A 17,489-nucleotide genomic window follows, 5' to 3' on the forward strand; every position below is an offset into this window, starting at 1 on the left:
GGTCAGGCGGCCTTCATCGCCTGGCGGCTGTAGAGGAACTCGAGCACCTCGCGCCGGCATTCGATGTAGCGCGGGTTCGTGGCGAGCTGCAGGCGCTCGCGCGGCTTGGGCAGGCCCACGTCGAGGATCGCGCCGATCGTGGCGGCCGGGCCGTTGGTCATCATCACGATGCGGTCGGAGAGGAGCACGGCTTCGTCGACGTCGTGCGTGACCATCACGACCGTGCTGCCCGTCTTGGCGACGATGCCCATCAGCTCGTCCTGCAGGTGCGCGCGCGTCAATGCGTCGAGGGCGCCGAACGGTTCATCGAGGAGGAGGATCTTCGGTTCCATCGCAAGAGCGCGGGCGATGCCCACGCGCTGCTTCATGCCGCCCGAGATCTCGTCCGGATAGCGCGAGGCGGCGTGACCAAGGCCCACCAGCTCGAGGGCCGCCGTCGTGCGGGCCTGCAGTTGCGCGCGCGATTCGCGTTCACCGAACACGCGTTCGACCGCGAGGAGCACGTTGCCCGCCGCGGTGAGCCACGGCAGCAGCGAGTGGTTCTGGAAAACGACGCCGCGTTCCGGGCCGGGACCCGCGATCTCCTTGTTGCTGAGCAGGAGGTGCCCCGTCGTCGCGCGAAGGAGGCCCGCGACGAGATTGAGCAGCGTCGACTTGCCGCAGCCCGAGTGGCCGATGAGCGTGATGAACTCGCCCTGGTCCACGGTGAGCGAGATGTCGCTCAGCGCCTCGAAGGTGGCGCCGCGCTTGTAGAAGGTCATGCCGACGTTTTCGATGTTCAGGTATTTGTTCATGGCGGTCTCAGGCGTTGACGCCGTGGCTCACGCGCTTGGCGATGAAGATCAGGGCCTGCTCGAGCACGAGGCCGACGATGCCGATGGTGAAGATCGCGATCAGGATGTGATCGACCTTGAGGTTGTTCCACTCGTCCCACACCCAGAAGCCGATGCCCACGCCCCCGGTGAGCATTTCAGCCGCCACGATCACGAGCCAGGCCACGCCGATCGACAGGCGCACGCCGGTGAGCATGTAGGGCAGCACCGCGGGGAAGAGGATCTTCGTGAAGACCTTCCACTCGGAGAGGTTCAGCACGCGCGCGACGTTGAGGTAGTCCTGCGGAATCTGGCGCACGCCCACGGCGGTGTTCACGATCATCGGCCAGAGCGAGCAGATGAAGATCACGTAGATCGCCGCGGGATTGGCCGCCTTGAAGAGCAGCAGGCCGATCGGCAGCCACGCGAGCGGGCTCACGGGCTTGAGCAGCGCGATGATCGGCGCGGCCATGTCGGCGAGGAACTTGAAGCGCCCGATGATGAAACCGAGCGGAATGCCCACGAGCGCCGCAGCCCCGAAGCCGATGGCCACGCGTCCCAGCGACGTGAGCACGTTCCAGCCGATGCCCTGGTCGTTGGGTCCCTTGCGATAGAAGGGGTCGGAGAAGAGGACCACCGCTTCCTTGAATACCGAGGCCGGATCCGGAATGCGTCCGAACTTCGCGATGAAGGCCCACAGCCCCACGAAGACCGCGAGGCCCAGTGCCCACGCGATCACCTGCACGAGCCATGCGGGCGGCGGCGTCCGCGGGCGGGCCGCCACCGTTGCCGGCGCGGCCGCGCGCGGCGTGGGCACGGTCACCTGGGCCTGGACCTTCAGCGCCGAGGGATGCGCGACCACGCGGCGCTCGAGGGGCTGCGCCACGGCGCTCATGCGACCTTCACCTTGAATCCGCCGGCGTACTTGGCGGGATCCTTGCCGTCCCACACGACGCCGTCGATGAGCTTCGAGGTGCGCATCACGTCCTTGGGCAGGTTCACCTTCGCGGCCGCGGCGGCTTCCTTGTAGATCTCGATCTGGTTCACCTTCTTCGCGACCGCGAGGTAATCGGGGTCTTCCTTGAGCAGGCCCCAGCGGCGGTGCTGCGTCATGAACCACATGCCGTCGGAGAGGTAGGGGAAGTTCACCGCGCCGTCGTTGAAGAACTTCATGTTGTTCGGGTCCTGCCATTTCTTGCCGATGCCGTTGTCGTACTGGCCGAGCATCCGGCCTTCGATCACGTCGACGTCGGTGTTCACGTACGACTTCTCGGCGATGACCTTCGCGGTTTCCTTCTTGTTCGCGTCGGATGCGTCGATCCAGCGGCCAGCTTCGAGGATCGCGGCCGTCATCGCGCGCGCGGTGTTGGGGTTCTTCTGCAGCCACTCCATCGTGGTGCCGAGCGTCTTTTCGGGGTGATCCTTCCAGAGGCCCTGCGTGGTCTCCGCAGTGAAGCCGATCTTGTCGACGATGGCGCGCACATGCCACGGTTCGCCCACGCAGTAGCCGTCCATGTTGCCCACGCGCATGTTCGCGACCATCTGGGGCGGCGGCACGGTGATTGTCTTCACGTCGGTGAAGGGATTGATGCCGTAGGTGGCGAGCCAGTAGTAGAGCCACATCGCGTGCGTGCCGGTGGGGAAGGTCTGCGCGAACGTGTATTCGCCCTTCTCCTTCTTGATGAGCGCGGCGAGGCTGGTCGCATCCGTCACGCCCTTGTCGTAGAGCTTGCGCGACAGGCAGAACGCCTGGCCGTTGTGATTGAGGTTCATGAGCACGGCCATGTCCTTCTTCGGGCCGCCGATGCCCATCTGCACGCCGTAGATCAGTCCATAGAGGACGTGGGAGGCGTCGAGCTCGCCGTTGACGAGCTTGTCGCGCACCGCGGCCCACGAGGCTTCCTTCGACGGGACGATGGTGATGCCGTATTTCTTGTCGAAGCCTTTCGCGGCGGCCATCACGACGGAGGCGCAGTCGGTGAGCGGAATGAAGCCGATCTTCACTTCCTTCTTCTCGGGTGCGTCGGAGCCGGCGGCCCAGACGGCGCCGCGAATGCCGGGCGAAAGGCCGGCCATCAGCGCCGCTCCGCCGAGCAGTGAATCGGAAAGGAACTTGCGCCGGGGCTCCATTGCGACCGGCTTCGCTTCATTGCCCTTGCCCTCGCCATCCTTCATGCGCCATCTCCTGTTTGATTCGTCCAAATAAAAAGGGCGTCATCGTCCGCGGTCTCGCGGTCGTGACGCCCTTGTCTGCTCCATGCGGCCGTCGTTGGCCGGAGGGAGGGTTGCCTCTCCTATCGCAAGTGCCGTGCCATTGGCTGGGATGGGAAGTAAGTCATTGATCTCATTGCCGATGGGTCCTCGCGAAGCCTGGCGACGTGGGAAGGCGCCCGTTGTATCGCGCGCCAAAATGAGGCGGGCATGCGCCGCGCTTGTGCGCTGCAGCAGGTTCAGCCGAGGAGGGTGGCCGCGTCGATGACCTGGCGCGCGATCTCGCCGATCTTCTTTCCGCGCTGCATCGCGAGGTCGCGCAGCGCCTTGAACGCTTCTTCCTCGCTCACCTTGCGCTGCTTCATGATCAGGCCCTTCGCGCGCTCGATCACCTTGCGATCCGCGAGCTCGCCGCGCGTCGCCGCGAGTTGCGTGCGCAGCTCCTGGTCCGTGGTGAAGCGCTCGATTGCGACGCGCATCACGGCGTCGAGCCGGCCGGGCGCGATGCCATCGACGATGTAGGCCGACACTCCCGCCTTCAGGGCGTCACGAATGGTTTCGGTGCTGCCGTCTTCCGCGAAGATCACCACGGGGCGCGGCGCGGTGGAGGACACCACGCCCAACTGTTCGAGCACGTCGCGGCTGGGCGAAGTGGTGTCGATGAGCACCACATCGGGGCGGTGTTCGTTGACGCGATCGAGGATCTCGCGCGCCGACTCGACCACGCAGGCCACCTTCACGCCCGGCACGGCAGCCAGCGCCAGCTGCAGCGCGCGCCGGCGCTCAGGGGCATCGTCGACAATGAGGATCTTGAGCATCGTTCCGGCACCGCCTTTTGTATTGTGCAGTGCAATAACCATGCCCGGCGGAGGGCTGGATGCGGCCCCGTTGTCGAATATTCAGCACTCGCGGAAGGCACTGCGCCACCGCCCCGCGGGCCGGACTCGGGGAAGATGCGTTTCAGGTGTAGCATTCTTCCGGTCGCAAACGGGCCCAGCCCAAATTCAGGAGGCATCACATGTCGAACAAAGAACAGCAAGCCGCCAACCAGGGCGAACTTTCCGACTCGCAGCTCGATAACGTCGCGGGCGGCCAGGAAGTGCGCAAGCTCGAGAAGATCACCGTCACGGCCAAGCGCTCGGATGCCGAGCCCGTGGTGAAGCTCGAGAAAGTCGTCGTCACCGCCAAGCGCGAGGACATCGACGGCAGCGGCGCGACCATCGCCGCGGTGCACACGAACACCAAGAAGAACTAGGTACTCCGGAGGCTCACGCCTCCTGGCGCGCCAGCATGTTCGCGAACTGGCCGGGGACTCCCGCCAGTTCGCCGTAGCTCCCCTGCTGGACGATCTTCCCGCCTTCGAGCACCACGATGCGGTCGGCTTGCCGCACGGTATCGAGGCGGTGCGCGATCACCAGGCGCGTCGCGTTCATCGTCCGCAATCCTTCGAGCACCGTGGCCTGCGCGACGCTGTCGAGCGCGCTGGTTGCTTCGTCTAGCAACAACACCTTCGGCTTCTCGACGAGCGCGCGCGCGACGAGCACGCGTTGACGCTGCCCGCCCGAGATCGTGCTGATGCCTTCACCGACCAGCGTGTACATCCCCATCGGCATCGCTTCGATGTCCGCGGCAACGCCGGCGAGCCTGGCCGCTTCCCACGCAGCCGTGACGTCGGCATTCGATGCGCCCACGATGTTCGTGAAGAGATCGCCCGCCCAGAGCTTGCCGCTCTGAAGCACCGTGCCCACGCCGCGGCGCAGGCGCTGAAGGTCCAGCTTCGCGACGTCGATCCCGTCGAAGCTCACGCGGCCCGCCCTCGGGGCCTCGAAACCGAGCAGCAATCGGAAGAGCGTCGTCTTCCCCGAGCCGCTCGCGCCGACGATCGCGATGAACTCGCCGGCGCGCACCTTCAGGTCGATGCCATGAAGAATATCGGGACCGTCGGGATAGGCGAAGCTCACGCCCTCAAGTGAAACCTCGCCCCGCGGCGTGTGGCGAACGCCGCCGACGGCCGAGCGCTCCGGCGGCGTCTCGAGGATCGGCTTCGCGCGCTCCCAGGTGGGCTTCAGGCGCAGCGCATCCATCCAGCTCGCGACGAGCACGTGCACGCCCGCGAGGAGGGCGAAGAGCGCCGTCTGGAAAGCGATGAAGTCGCCGATCGGCATGCGCGCGGCTTCGGGCTGTTCGGTGATGGCGTGCCACATCAGCGTGTAGATCGCGATGGCCACGGCCGGCTGCAGCACGCTCATCGCGATCATCTCGGAGTTCGACAGTTGCGCGCTGCGGCCGGTGAGGGCGCGCAGCTCTTCGTACTTCGCGATCCAGTTGCCGAAGGCGCGCGGCTCGGCCGCCGCGGCGCGCAGCTTCGCGATCCCGGTGAAGTATTCGAACGAGAGCGCGTTGAGCTCGCCGTCGAGCTTGCCGATGCGCCGCGCGAGCAGCAGCCGCGCCCACCCGGCGGCGACGGGGATCGCCACCGCGAGGGCGACGGGAATGAGCGCGATCGCCGCGAGCTTCGGGCTGTACCAGAACATCAGCGCGAGGTTCGCAACGAGGAAGAGGCCCGCGACGAGGGACGACACGATCGTCGCCGCGAGCGTCTGCTGCACCGTGTTCATCGCGGCCATGCGGATCGCGAGGTCGGCGCTCGCGAAGCGCCGGAAGAATGCGGCGGGCGCAGTGATCACGCGATCGAGCATCGCCGCTTGCACGGCGAGTCCCGCGGACGCCTCGAAGCGAAACAGGGCAAGCGATCTCGCGACCTGCAGCACGATGAGCGCGAGCCCCGCGGCCGCGAGCCCCACGATGACGAGACCCACGGTCGATGGCGATGCGGCGGGAATCGCCTTGTTGATGAGAAAGCCCGTCGCGAGGGGCGTCAGCAATCCCACGAGCGCGGCGATGAGCCCGAGCGCCAGGACGAATGCGACGTCGCCACGCCCCGCGCTCCACGCGAAGGCGAGCGCGTCGCGCGCAGAAAGAGGTTGCGGCGCGAAGCCGCGATGGAACGTGAAGCCGAAGGGCGCGAGGCGCGAGGCGACCTCCGCATCCATGTTCGTGCTGGTGGGTTTTCCCGTCGCGGGATCGGGCGCCACCATCCGGTAACCGGAGAGCGCACGCGGCAACAGCGCGACCCAACCGGTGCCACCCGGCATCCGGTCGTTTTCGAGCGCGCGCGCGGCATTGCGGCGCTCGGCGACGCGCGCGAGCATCGGCGGCCCTGTCTCGTTCCACCAGGCGCCGTCGAGAATCGTGCGGCGCGATCGTACGCCCGCGGCCGCGGCGAGCTCTTCGATAAGCGAGTCGGGCGCGGTATCGGCGCTCGCTTCGGCATCGGGGAAGCGCACGCCGAGCGCAGGCGCCACGCATTCGAGCGCGGCGCGCAATCCGCTCGACTTGAGGTAGCGGCCCGGATCCTGCATCAGTCCCCCACCGATTCGCCGGCGACGAGCTGCGCATAGCGGCCGTCGGGCATGGCGAGCAGCTGCGCATGCGTGCCGCGCTCGACGACCTTGCCGCGTTCGAGCACGACGATCTCGTCGGCGTCGCGGACCGTCGACAGGCGATGCGCGATCACCAGGCACGCGATGCCGCGCTTGCGCAGGTTCGCTTCGACGCGCGCTTCGGATGCGGGGTCGAGCGCGCTGGTCGCTTCGTCGAGGATCATCAGCGCCGGCGCACGAGCCAGTGCGCGCGCGATCTCGAGGCGCTGGCGTTGTCCGCCGCTCAAATTTCGCGCGCCTTCCTGCAGCGAGGCGCCGAGGCCGCCTTCGCGCGCGAGGATTTCGTCTTCGAGGGCCGCATCGCGAAGCGCCGCGCGGATCGTCTCGTCGCCGATCGACGGATCCCACAGCGTGAGGTTCTCGCGCACGCTGCCCTGGAAGAGGACGATGTCCTGGTCCACGTACGCGACCGCCTGCGCCAACGCCTCCCGAACCCAGAGGTCTCGTGGCTGGCCATTGAAGAGAACCTGCCCCGACCACGGCTTGTAGAGACCGGCGGCGAGGCGGCCGAGCGTGGATTTCCCCGAGCCCGACGAGCCCACCAGCGCGATGCGCTTGCCCGGCGTGAGCGTGAGCGAGAAATCCTTGATGAGCGGCGGCTCGGTGCGGTTGTACCCGAACTCCACGTTGGTGAACTCGAGCGTGAGCGTGGAAGGGCCCGCGACCTTGGGCTGCGGACCCTCGATGGCCACGGACTTCTCGTAGTGCAACACGTCGTCGAGCCGCGCGAGGTCTCCGCTCAGCGTCTGCAGCTGCTGCGTCGCGGCGAAGAGCGAATGCACCGGGGCCGTGAACCCTGCGAGCAGCACCTGGAACGAAACGAGCTGCCCGATCGTGAACTGGCCCTGGATGATCGCGATCGTTCCCAGGCCCAGCACCGCGAGCTGCGCGACGAGGCCCAGCAGCGGCGGCACCTGCCCCAGCGTGAGCGAGAGGCGCTGCGCCTGGATGGACGCGTTGGTGTACTGGATCTGGAAGCCCATCCACTTGATGAAGAGCGCCTGCTCCTGGCCCGCGGCCTTGATGCTCTCGATGTTCGCGAGCCCACCCGCCGCCGTGCCTGCGAGCTTTCCCGCGCGTACCGAGAGTTGCTGCGACACTTCCTGCGTGCGCAACGCAAGCACGCGCCACGCGGCGAGCTCGAGCGCGAGGCAGGCGACCACGATCAGCGTGAGCCCGGGATCGAGCGTCACCATCAATCCGAGGAAGAACACCGCCGTGACGAGGTGCAGCACGACGTAGGCGAGGTCGCTCGAAACCGTTTCGGCCACGCGGTCGTTCAGGTCCACGCGTGAGGCGATCTCGCCCGCGGAGCGCTGCACGAAGAACTCCATCGGCAGCGAAAGCGCGTGCGAGACGAAGCGCCGGGCCGAGGAGAGCGACGCCTGCATGAACGTGGACGTGAGCAGGTGCGCCTGCAGCCAGACGAGCGCGGTGCGCAGCACCATGGCGCCGGTGAGGCCGAGCAGCAGCGGCAAGGCGATCCCCGACATGTGACCGACGAGCACGTCATCGACGAAGCGGCCCATGAGCCAGGGCAGCATCAGGCCGGGCGCCACGAGTGCCACGCCGATCACGACCGCGAGCGCGATCGCGCCTCTCAGGCCTTCGAGGTATTGCGTGAGCGAGCGCAGCGCCGAGGGCGGCTCGCCGCCGCGCTCGAAAGCCGGACCCGGCTCGAACGTCAGGACGACGCCGGTGAATGCCGAATCGAATTCCTCGGCATCCACGCGCCGCCGGCCGAGCGCCGGATCGTTGAGGACGGCCTTGCCGTCGGCGAAGCCCTCGAAGACGACGAAGTGATTGAAGTTCCAGAAGAGGACCGCGGGCAGCGGCAGCTCGGCGAGCTCGCGCGGCTCCTTGCGAAAGCCCCGCGCGGTGAGGCCGTGCGTGCGCCCCGCGCGCAGGATGTTGCCCGCCTTGCTGCCGTCACGGCTCACACCGCAATCGACGCGCAGCACTTCGAGCGGGACGTGGCGCCCGTGGAACGCGAGCACCATGGCCAGGCACGCCGCGCCGCACTCGACGCTTTCCAGCTGGAGGATCGAGGGTGCGCGCCGGACCGGAGAGTCGGGAAACCGCCGCGACGCGTCCGGCTGTGATTCCTCCGTGCTCAACGCGTCACGAGCCACGTGGTGAAGGCGACCACCGCCGCGAGGAGCGTCGCGAGCGCGACGAGCAGCGCCACCGGATAACCCGGAAGCTGTAACCGCGCATCGAGGCGATCGGGCGACGCGAGCCGCGCAAGCGCGGTATCGCGGAACAGCGCGTTCTTTTCCCCGGGCGTCACGGCGGTCAGCCCGCCATGCGCTTGAGCATCCGGTCGAAGCGGGCGCCGGCGAGGTGGACGTTGTCGAGCAGATCGTCGTTGAGCTCGTCCTTCGCGTGCTGGTCGAACGCGCCGCCGTAGCCCATGCGCAGCGTGTTGTGGCGCAGGCGGTCGGCGAGGAACACGCACAGCGCGCGGTAGAAGCGCGACGCGAACGCGCTATCGGATGCGAGCTTCGCCTGGACCTTGTCGTTGGCGATCTTGAGCACCGTCGTATCGCTCTCGACTTCGACCGACACCGCGGTGGGCGCCGGATCGACGAGCGACATCTCGCCGATGATTTCGCCCGACTCCAGGTGTGCGACGAGCGTGCCGTTGGCCGCCTTCACCGCGAGCTTGCCGTCGAGCACGAAGTAGATCGTGTCGATGCGCGAAGCCAGGGGAATCAGCGTGCTGCCCTTGTCGACGTGCACCCGCTCGCCGGAACTCGCGAGCCATTCCACGTCACCATCGGTGAGCTGCCCGAAAATGAGCAGGACTTTTCTCATGGTCTCCCCCCGCGCGGGAACCCGCGCCGATGCGCGATGGTAGGGGAGATTCGAGGCTCGCGCCTAGCGGCCCTGCACGTCGATGACGACGCTCGCCTTCTGGCCCTTGTATTCCCAGGTGATCGTCGCCTTGCCGGCCTTCAGCGCGCGGAAGTGGCCGTCGTAGTAGCCCCCGAACTTCTCCATCGAGACGATGGCCGGGTTGAGGCTCGTCCACTTGCCCTTGCGGCGCTCATCCATGGATACGAGGTAGCTCCCGACGACGCGCGGCTTGATCTGGTAGCTCTCGGTGTTGTAGCCCACGCCGACCCTGCGCGTGTCGCCGAGCGAGTACTTGGGAGGCGGCGGTGGCGGAGGCGGCGGTGGCGGCTTGGTCGTCGGCAGGCACTGGTCGGAGTTGGTCCACCAGAAATTCTTGCCGTCATTGGAGTGCAGGCACGTCGCGGAGCCGAACGAGTCCGCGCCGAGCGCCGCGATCTTCACGCCTTCCTTGAGGCCCCACTTCACGGCGCAGGCGCCGGCGGTGCCCATGCACGTGAGGCCGTCGGTCAACGCGCTGATCACGAGGTCCGGCCAGTTCCTGAGCTGCGGGTTGAGCTGGACGGTCGTGTCGAAGATCTTCACGCCGCCGTCGGGCTTCGGTCCGGTCGCTGTATGCACTTCACCGCGCACGTAGTAGAAGCTGCCGCACGCAAAGAAAAGTGGCGAGGCGCCGGCCGTCCAGCTGCGGATGCTGTGCGGCGCGACCCATCCGTAGTCGAGCTGGATGGTCTTGCCGAGGTCGTAGATCGTGACCCACGTCCAGTTCGGCGTCATGTTGGCCGTGTGGATCGTGCCGCAGCCGGCGCGCGCGGAGGTCGCCGTGAGCGAAAGCGCGGCGGCAACGACGAGGGTGGCGATGAGCGAGATCGCCTTACGGGGGAGGGCGAGGGTGCGCATGAAAGGAATCATGCGTCCGGCATCGCCGGCGCCGCAATGCGACCTACGTCTTGGGACTGATGGTGCCGGGAGTGGGAATCGAACCCACATGGTGTTGCCACCGCGGGATTTTGAGTCCCGTGCGTCTTGATCTGTCCCGGAAGACCATCTAGTTGATGACGCGCGCGGCACCAATTGTAGCGACGGAGGCGGTGCACGCTGTCGAGAGTTCCGCATAGACGCCCGACAACCCGTCGATTCCTGCTTCAAGCCTGCGGATGGCGAACTGCCCGGAGCTACCGTTTGTGCAGGAATAAGACCCGTTGATGTCCGACACTTTTCCCTGAGGAGTGATGATTCCGCTCAGCGCGCATGAATTGCCCGTGGCATTGCGAACAGTGATCGCGACTGCCGCATTGTTTTGCGTGATCGTGAAGGTCATCAGATTGTTCAACGAAACCACCGCCGGGAGGGTGCACGAAGCCACTTGCCCGGAGATACCGCCAATGTATGTGCCTGACAGGTTGTTGATCCGCCAGCTGTACGGGGCGATGTTCTTGGTCACGCTCGCGCCGTTGACCGTGTATGTCAACTGAGCAGCGTTGTAATTACTAAAGGTGAGCGTCAGGGTTCCAACCTGGGTAACGACAACATTGCCCGGGTTGAAGCTTCCGGCGAAGGGCGGTCCCGATGTTTGATAGAGCGCGCCGGTGAAGATGTAGGCGCCCGAAGCATTTGTCCCGACGAACTCCACGGCCGGCGCCGAAAGCCAGAGCGGTTGCGAGTTCGCCCCATACACATAGATCAAGGCAAATATCGTCTGGCTTTGCTGCGTGATGGTGATGCCCCAGCCCGATTCGTTTGGGTTCCACCACAGCCCCGAAACATCCGCGCTGAAAGTGGTGGCCTTCTCCGCGGCCCCTTCGTCAGCGGCCTCAACGGATGTCGATACTAGGGTGGCGACGAGCAGCAATCCGGCGATGCGTGCGCAGGCAATCATCCGAGTCCTCCACCAAGCTGTTCTTGTTCGCAGCACAGATTGCCGCTGTCGGCCTACAGGGTCAAGGCCACTTCCGCCTCGTTGAACATGGTGCCGGGAGTGGGAATCGAACCCACATGGTGTTGCCACCGCGGGATTTTGAGTCCCGTGCGTCTACCAATTCCGCCATCCCGGCCGGAAGGGGGAGGCGCGATTATAGTCTGTCGCAGCCCGGCGGCAGCGTGGCGAGCCCCGCGAGCGCCGGACACTCGTGCGTGATCCGCCAGGTCGGGATGGCCGCGAGGTAGCCGCCGAACCGTCCCTTGGCTTCGAACCGGGTGCGGAAACGTTCGCGATCGAAGTGTTCGCCGAGCTTGCCGACGACGCCCCCGGCGATGTAGATGCCGCCACGCGCGCCCAGCGTGACCGCCATGTTGGCGGCGAACGTGCCGAGCATCGCGCTGAAGCGCGACAGCGTCTCGGCGCAAAGCGCACCTTCCGGCGTGGCCGCGCGGCGCACGATCTCGTCGGCGCCGAGCTTCTCCACCTTTTTTCCACGCACGGCGCACAGGGCCCGGTGAATCAACGTGAGGCCGGGCCCGGAGACGAGGCGCTCCGAGGAAACGTGAGGATGCTCGGTCCATGTGAAGCGCAGGATCTCGGCTTCCACCTCGTCGGAGGGCGAGAAGCTCGCGTGACCGCCCTCACTGGGTACGACAGTCCACTGGCCGCCGGCGTGCACCATGGCCGCGACGCCGAGCCCGGTGCCCGGACCCAGGACGCATCGGGGCTCGAGCGGTTGCTGCGTTCCACCACCGATCGGCTCGAGGTCGGCGGGCGTGAGTGCGGGCAACGCGTGGGCGATCGCCGCGAAATCGTTCATCACGCGCAGGGTTTCCAGACTGAGGGTCGCGCGCAGTTCCTCGATCGAGAAGGCCCACGCATGGTTGGTCATCCGGATGGCGTCGCCATCGACCGGCGTGGCGATCGCGATCGCTGCGTGGCGCACCGGCGGGGCATCGATGCTCGCCACGTACGCGCGCATCGCGTCGTCGATTCCGGGATGGTCCGCGCAGGCCAGTACGCGGTAGTGGCTCAGGCCTCCGGTGCCTGCCAGCGCGAAGCGCGCGTGGGTGCCACCGACGTCGGCCACCAAAAAAAAGCGGCGATCGACCAACTGCGGGCGATCGCCCAGGGGGAGCTGCTCACTCACTCAGGAGTCAAAAGCGATACGAGAGCCTCGCGCCATAAGTGCGCGGGTTGTTGTAGAACGCGACCCACGTGCTGTTCACGAAAGCGGCGTCGGTTTTCACCGCCTCGTCGGTCGCGTTGAGCACGAACGCCTCGAGGATCCACTGGGCCTTGGGCGACTGGTAGCGCAGCGAGAGATCCAGCGTGGTGTAGGCGTCCTGCCGCCGCGCGCCCTCGAAGGAGCCCGCCACGACGCTGGAGGGCGGTGTCGTGTTGAACTCGCTCAGGAACGACTCGGTCTGGTAGTGCACCTGCAGGCGCGGAATGATGCGTCCACCGCCGTTGAGCACGAACTCGTGCTCGTACATGGCGGTCGCCGAGAACTTCGGCGCGTGGCGCAGCTTCGATCCCGCGAGGTTCACGAAATTGGCCGGATTGCCGCAGTCGACGAGCGCGGAGTCGCACGTGAGGAAGTCGTCGAACTTCGCATCCAGCCACGCCACGTTGCCCACCAGCCGGTCGCGCGGCGTGATCAGCCAGCTGAATTCCGCTTCGATGCCGCTGATCGTGGACTTCGCCGCGTTGCTGGTCACGAGCTGCTGCTGGCCGCTCGGCAGCCGTTCCACCGCGGACACCTGCATGTCGTCGTACTTCATGTAGAAGGCCGCGAGGTTCAGCGAGAGCGAGCGATTCCAGAGCTCCGTCTTCAGGCCCACCTCGTAGTTCGTGAGGTACTCGGGCTTGTGGCGCCGACCGCCGTCGCTGAGACCTCCCGACTTGAAGCCTTCGGAGTACGTCGCATAGCCGAGCATGTCGGGATTGAACTTGTACTCGAGGCGTCCGAGCCAGGTCGTCGCGTCATCCTCGGTATAGGCGTCATTGGCGCCGCCACCGGGCCAGGTGCCGGGCGCATACGCGCTGCCGCAAGTCGCGGCCGTCACCGGGCCGCCGGGACCGATCAGCCGTCCGCCGGTCGCGAGCGTCGCGCCGAACTCCGGGCAGACCCAGTTGCGCCCACCGACGTCTTCCTTGCTTTCGTCCGTGTAGCGCACGCCGAGCGTTCCCTTGAAGGCATCGGTGATGGCGTAGCTCGCCTGGCCGAAGGCCGCCTTGGAATCGAGCGTGCGCTGGGGCTGGATGAAGGACATCGCCCACGCCGTGTCGCTGGGCAGGCGTGGCGTGACGACGATCGGCCCCGAGCCGAGGGTGGCGCCCGCCGCTTGCGAGATGTCGATGTCGAAGCGGATCGCGTTGTCCTCCTTGATGAGGAACGCGCCCACGATCCACTCGAGCCTGCCGCTGCCGGTGGATTTGAGCTGCAGCTCGTGGCTGTAGCTCGTGAAGCGCGACCACTCGGTGCGGTGCTCCTGCTTGAATCCCGGGAGCGTGCCCGCGTCGTTGTCGCTCGCGTTCTGGCGCGTGAGCTTGCTCCACGCGCCGATGTACGAGAGCTCCATCCCGTCGACGAACCGCCAGTCGATGCGTCCGCGATAGCCGACGTTCTCCTGGTTGAGCACGCCGGGCGTGTCGATCAGCGCCGAGTAGCGGTCCTGGCCCGCACGGGGCTGCTGGAAGAGGGTCACGTTGCCCGAGCCCGAGTCGCGGTAGTACTCCGCCGCGAGGGTCGCGCTGATGTCCGCGTTCGGGCGCCACAAGCCGGTCGCGCGTGCGCCGACCTGATCCTGGGACATGTATTTGTCCGCACCCGGCATCACGTTGGAACGTTCCTGGAAGCTCACGTAGCCGTCGTGCTTGTCGGTGATCGCCGCCAGTCGCAGGGCGAACGTATCGTCGATCGGAATGTTGGCCATCGCTTGCAGGCCGATGCGGTTGTAATCGCCGAAGACGACGCTGCCGGAAGCGGCGTACTGCTTGAGCAGTGGCTGCGCGGTGACGACGTTCACGAGACCGGCGGTCGCGTTGCGTCCGAAGAGCGTGCCCTGCGGGCCGCGCAGCACCTCGACGTGCGACAGGTCGTACATGAGGACCGTCGCGCCTTGTGGGCGCGGCGAGTAGACGCCGTCAATGTGGAATGACACGGCTGGGTCGCCCAACTCCGTGTGGTTGGTCGATCCGATGCCGCGCAGGAAGACGTGCACGCCGCCCGAGTCGCCGTGCTGCTCGACATGGAGGCCGGGCACCATCACCTGCAGGCCCGCGAGGTCTTTCACCTGCGCGCGGTCGAGCTCCTTCTGCGTCACGGCCGTCACTGCGACGGGTGTTTCCTGCAGCAATGTCTGCCGCTTGGTGGCCGTGATGCTCACCTTCTCGATCTGCTCCACCGCAAGTTCCGGCGGGGCCTTCTCCTGTGCCAGGGCAGACCCCACAAACAAAGCCAGCGGTGCAAGACGCCATGGCGTCCGCTTCGAATTTCCCACGTTCTCTCCTCCTCCGTCGCAAGTCGTTGGTTTCTGACTTCAGGTGTTCTTGCGTGAGACTGGGGTTGAGAAAAGTATGAGAACGTTTTCACAATGTGTCAACAAATTCCCAGAGATCGGCTCCCGGATTGGTAAGGGAAACACGCGGAAACAAGCTGTATATGATTGATTAATAAACAAGTAAAGGAGCGTCCTGGCTTGCAGGCTGCGCGCGGCGAACGCTGCAGTGCACCATGAAAACGATCCCATGAAGAAATCAGACTAAGGTGCTGGAACTAAAGGATTTTGTGCCTAAAACGCCTAGGACCGGCGGCGCGTGGACTCGCGCACGATCAACTGCATCGGCGGGACCTCGAGCTTGGCCGGGCGGCCTTCGATGAGGTCGAACATGGCGTCGACCAGCGAGCGACCGAGCTCGTAGACGGGCTGGTGCACCGTCGTGAGGGGCGGGGTCGAGTAGCGCGACACGGGCAGGTCGTCGAAGCCCACGAGCGAGACGTCGTCGGGCAGGCGCAGGCCGCGCCGGTACAGCGCGAGGCGGGCGCCGAGCGCGGTCTGGTCGTTGGCGGCGAAGACCGCGGTGAATCCGCGACCCGAATCGATCAGGCGATTCATCGCGTTGAAGCCGCCGGTCTCGTGGAAGTCGCCCTGCACGACGAGCTTCTTGTCGTAGGCGATGCCGGCCGCTTCGAGGGCGTCGCGATAACCGATCATGCGTGCCGCCGCGTCGGGATGCTCGGGAATCCCGGCGATGAAGGCGATCTGCCGGTGGCCCAATTCAATAAGGTGCGTCGTGGCTTCGAACGCGCCGCCGCGGTTGTCGAGGATGGCGCCGATCGCGTTTTTCGTCTCGAGCGCACGCCCGAAGACGGCCATGGGCCGGCGCGCCGCGAAGCGCTTGATTTCGTCGACCGACAGGCGCCCCGACAGGAGGATGATGCCGTCGACCTGGCGCTGGAGAAGCATCTCGACGCGCTGGGCTTCCTGCTCCGCGTCCCAGTGGCCGCTGGTGAGCATCGGTGCGTAGCCGCTGCCGCGCAGCCGGTCCTCGATGCCCTTGAGCGAAACCTCCCAGAAAGAGCTGGTCACCTCGGGCATCACGATGCCCAGCGTGTGCGTGCGGCCGAGCTTCAGGCCGCGCGCCATGAGGTTCCGGGTGAAGCCGAGGCGCTCGATCACCTTCTCGACCGACTTGCGCTTCGCGTCGCTCACCCGAACGGTTCCGTTCAGGATGCGCGAGACCGTGCTGGGCGACACGCCCGCCTCCCGCGCCACATCGATGACCGTCAACGGTTCCTTGCTTTTCATGGCCTGTACTCCGGCGGCTCCTTGACACAAGTCCGCGCGGCCCTAACAATACCTGAAAACGATTTCATCGAGTGAGCCCGTAACGTTCAGAGGAGGGGTTCCGGTTCATGCGTGTCCACCCGTTCGGGCGAATCCTGGCCGCCATCGTAACGCTCGCGCTCGCCGCGTGCAGCGCGAAAGATGAGAGAAAGACCATTGTGGTCGCCGCGTTCCCCGATCTCGACCGTGCCGTGAAGGCCGCGCTGCCCGCGTGGAAGCGCGCGCATCCCGATATCGACGTGAAAGTGGTCTCGCGCGAATACGGCGACCACCACACCGCGATGACGACCGCGCTCGCCACCGGTTCGGGCCTGCCCGACGTGATGGCGATCGATCGCGACTACATCGGCAAGTTCGCCGCGTCCGGCGGATTCGAGAATCTCGCCGGCGCGCCTTACGACGCGGCCGCGCACAAGGGCAAGTTCGTTTCGTTCGCGATCGCCCAGGCATCGGGACCTTCCGGGAACCTCGTCGCGATACCGACGGACATCGGCCCGGGCACGCTGCTGTATCGCAAGGACATCGTCGAGCAGGCCGGGCTTACCGAAGCCGACCTCACGAAGAGCTGGGAGTCGTACATCGCTTCCGGGAAGCGCATCAAGGAAAAGACCGGTGCATACCTGCTCGCTCATGCCGCCGACATCCGCGACATCTATCTTCGCTCCGGGCTCTCCGACGGCGAGGGCATGTACTTTCGCGGTGACGGAACGATCCTCGTGGAGAGCCAGCGCTTCGTGCGCGCGTTCGAGCTGGGCCTCGCGGCGCGCCGCGCCGGCATTGACGCGAAGACGCCGCACTGGACCAACGAGTGGTCCGAGGGCCTCAAGCGCGGCCGCATCGCGACACAGATGATGGGCGCGTGGCTCGTGGGCCACCTGAAGAACGGCCTTGCGCCGCAGACCTCGGGAATGTGGCGCTCGGCGAACTTGCCCAGCGGAACCTACGGTTCGTACGGCGGTTCCTTCTATGCGATCCCCGCCAAGGCCGGCAACAAAGCCGCGGCCTGGGAGTTCGTGAAACTCATGACCATGGAGCGCGAGATCCAGCTCGGCTCAATGCGCGCGGTCGATGCCTTCCCGGCGTTGCGCGAGGCGCAGAACGATCCGTACTTCGAGCAGCCCATCGAGTTCCTCGGTGGCCAGGTGGCGCGCGTGCTGTGGCGTGAGATCGCCGAGAAGATCCCGGCGGTCCCGGTGAATCGCAACGACACCCTGGCCGCGGCGATCGTCAACGCCGAATTCGACAAGGTGCTCAACGAGAACAAGGGCATCGGCGCGGCACTCGCCGATGCGAAGCAGCTCATCGAACAACGGATCCGCCGATAGGAAACCAC

15 protein-coding genes and 1 tRNA gene are annotated in these 17,489 nt (G+C 66.3%); 2 read left to right on the top strand and 14 right to left on the bottom strand.

The window, feature by feature from the left end:
- Positions 1-2 precede the first annotated feature (2 nt).
- The 4 genes from DSM104440_RS04320 to DSM104440_RS04335 all read right to left on the bottom strand — a co-directional run bounded on the left by DSM104440_RS04320 (position 3) and on the right by DSM104440_RS04335 (position 3,841).
- Positions 3-794, bottom strand: coding sequence for an ABC transporter ATP-binding protein (locus DSM104440_RS04320; protein WP_171160838.1), 792 nt, complete (start codon positions 792-794; stop codon positions 3-5).
- Positions 795-801: 7 nt separating this feature from the next.
- Positions 802-1,707 (bottom strand): nitrate ABC transporter permease, encoded by a 906-nt coding sequence (gene ntrB / locus DSM104440_RS04325; protein WP_171160839.1) that lies wholly within the window; start codon positions 1,705-1,707, stop codon positions 802-804.
- Positions 1,704-2,942 (bottom strand): CmpA/NrtA family ABC transporter substrate-binding protein, encoded by a 1,239-nt coding sequence (locus DSM104440_RS04330; protein ID WP_212758308.1) that lies wholly within the window; start codon positions 2,940-2,942, stop codon positions 1,704-1,706. The genes ntrB and DSM104440_RS04330 overlap by 4 nt, the downstream gene beginning before the upstream one ends.
- 320 nt (positions 2,943-3,262) lie before the next feature.
- Positions 3,263-3,841 (bottom strand): ANTAR domain-containing response regulator, encoded by a 579-nt coding sequence (locus DSM104440_RS04335; RefSeq protein ID WP_171160841.1) that lies wholly within the window; start codon positions 3,839-3,841, stop codon positions 3,263-3,265.
- Positions 3,842-4,041: 200 nt separating this feature from the next.
- On the opposite strand from DSM104440_RS04335, the gene DSM104440_RS04340 reads away from it, so the two are divergent.
- On the top strand, positions 4,042-4,278 hold the full coding sequence (locus DSM104440_RS04340; protein WP_171160842.1) for a hypothetical protein: 237 nt from the start codon (positions 4,042-4,044) through the stop codon (positions 4,276-4,278).
- Positions 4,279-4,291: 13 nt separating this feature from the next.
- Here DSM104440_RS04340 and DSM104440_RS04345 read toward each other — a convergent pair whose 3' ends face one another.
- The 10 genes from DSM104440_RS04345 to DSM104440_RS04390 form a co-directional block, all read right to left on the bottom strand.
- On the bottom strand, positions 4,292-6,445 hold the full coding sequence (locus DSM104440_RS04345) for an ATP-binding cassette domain-containing protein (RefSeq protein ID WP_171160843.1): 2,154 nt from the start codon (positions 6,443-6,445) through the stop codon (positions 4,292-4,294).
- The gene (locus tag DSM104440_RS04350; RefSeq protein WP_171160844.1) at positions 6,445-8,643 is read right to left on the bottom strand and encodes an NHLP family bacteriocin export ABC transporter peptidase/permease/ATPase subunit; all 2,199 of its coding nucleotides are present in this window, start codon (positions 8,641-8,643) and stop codon (positions 6,445-6,447) included. The genes DSM104440_RS04345 and DSM104440_RS04350 overlap by 1 nt, the downstream gene beginning before the upstream one ends.
- Positions 8,640-8,816 (bottom strand): hypothetical protein, encoded by a 177-nt coding sequence (locus DSM104440_RS04355; RefSeq protein ID WP_171160845.1) that lies wholly within the window; start codon positions 8,814-8,816, stop codon positions 8,640-8,642. Before DSM104440_RS04355 ends, DSM104440_RS04350 begins: the two co-directional genes overlap by 4 nt.
- A gap of 5 nt (positions 8,817-8,821) precedes the next feature.
- On the bottom strand, positions 8,822-9,343 hold the full coding sequence (locus DSM104440_RS04360) for a cyclic nucleotide-binding domain-containing protein (protein WP_171160846.1): 522 nt from the start codon (positions 9,341-9,343) through the stop codon (positions 8,822-8,824).
- Positions 9,344-9,406: 63 nt separating this feature from the next.
- Positions 9,407-10,282, bottom strand: a complete 876-nt coding sequence (locus tag DSM104440_RS04365; protein ID WP_171160847.1) for a hypothetical protein — start codon at positions 10,280-10,282, stop codon at positions 9,407-9,409.
- 148 nt (positions 10,283-10,430) lie between these two features.
- Complete coding sequence (locus tag DSM104440_RS04370; RefSeq protein WP_171160848.1) at positions 10,431-11,261, bottom strand: hypothetical protein; 831 nt, start codon at positions 11,259-11,261, stop codon at positions 10,431-10,433.
- A gap of 88 nt (positions 11,262-11,349) precedes the next feature.
- Positions 11,350-11,436, bottom strand: a tRNA-Leu gene (locus DSM104440_RS04375).
- Between the two features lie 18 nt (positions 11,437-11,454).
- Complete coding sequence (gene glk / locus DSM104440_RS04380; protein WP_212758201.1) at positions 11,455-12,453, bottom strand: glucokinase; 999 nt, start codon at positions 12,451-12,453, stop codon at positions 11,455-11,457.
- Between the two features lie 7 nt (positions 12,454-12,460).
- Complete coding sequence (locus DSM104440_RS04385; protein ID WP_171160849.1) at positions 12,461-14,758, bottom strand: TonB-dependent receptor; 2,298 nt, start codon at positions 14,756-14,758, stop codon at positions 12,461-12,463.
- Between the two features lie 351 nt (positions 14,759-15,109).
- Positions 15,110-16,117, bottom strand: a complete 1,008-nt coding sequence (locus DSM104440_RS04390) for a LacI family DNA-binding transcriptional regulator (RefSeq protein ID WP_171160850.1) — start codon at positions 16,115-16,117, stop codon at positions 15,110-15,112.
- Between the two features lie 107 nt (positions 16,118-16,224).
- Between DSM104440_RS04390 and DSM104440_RS04395 the strand changes: the two genes are divergently transcribed.
- Positions 16,225-17,481 (top strand): ABC transporter substrate-binding protein, encoded by a 1,257-nt coding sequence (locus DSM104440_RS04395; protein ID WP_171160851.1) that lies wholly within the window; start codon positions 16,225-16,227, stop codon positions 17,479-17,481.
- Positions 17,482-17,489 lie beyond the last annotated feature (8 nt).

This window comes from Usitatibacter palustris (assembly GCF_013003985.1).
In the GTDB taxonomy this organism is placed as follows: Bacteria; Pseudomonadota; Gammaproteobacteria; order Burkholderiales; family Usitatibacteraceae; genus Usitatibacter; species Usitatibacter palustris.

Coding starts and splice junctions, on each gene's coding strand:
- DSM104440_RS04320 (WP_171160838.1), bottom strand. CDS start 794: ATGAACAAATACCTGAACATCGAAAACGTCGGCATGACCTTCTACAAG.
- ntrB (WP_171160839.1), bottom strand. CDS start 1,707: ATGAGCGCCGTGGCGCAGCCCCTCGAGCGCCGCGTGGTCGCGCATCCC.
- DSM104440_RS04330 (WP_212758308.1), bottom strand. CDS start 2,942: ATGGAGCCCCGGCGCAAGTTCCTTTCCGATTCACTGCTCGGCGGAGCG.
- DSM104440_RS04335 (WP_171160841.1), bottom strand. CDS start 3,841: ATGCTCAAGATCCTCATTGTCGACGATGCCCCTGAGCGCCGGCGCGCG.
- DSM104440_RS04340 (WP_171160842.1), top strand. CDS start 4,042: ATGTCGAACAAAGAACAGCAAGCCGCCAACCAGGGCGAACTTTCCGAC.
- DSM104440_RS04345 (WP_171160843.1), bottom strand. CDS start 6,445: ATGCAGGATCCGGGCCGCTACCTCAAGTCGAGCGGATTGCGCGCCGCG.
- DSM104440_RS04360 (WP_171160846.1), bottom strand. CDS start 9,343: ATGAGAAAAGTCCTGCTCATTTTCGGGCAGCTCACCGATGGTGACGTG.
- DSM104440_RS04365 (WP_171160847.1), bottom strand. CDS start 10,282: ATGCGCACCCTCGCCCTCCCCCGTAAGGCGATCTCGCTCATCGCCACC.
- DSM104440_RS04370 (WP_171160848.1), bottom strand. CDS start 11,261: ATGATTGCCTGCGCACGCATCGCCGGATTGCTGCTCGTCGCCACCCTA.
- DSM104440_RS04390 (WP_171160850.1), bottom strand. CDS start 16,117: ATGAAAAGCAAGGAACCGTTGACGGTCATCGATGTGGCGCGGGAGGCG.
- DSM104440_RS04395 (WP_171160851.1), top strand. CDS start 16,225: ATGCGTGTCCACCCGTTCGGGCGAATCCTGGCCGCCATCGTAACGCTC.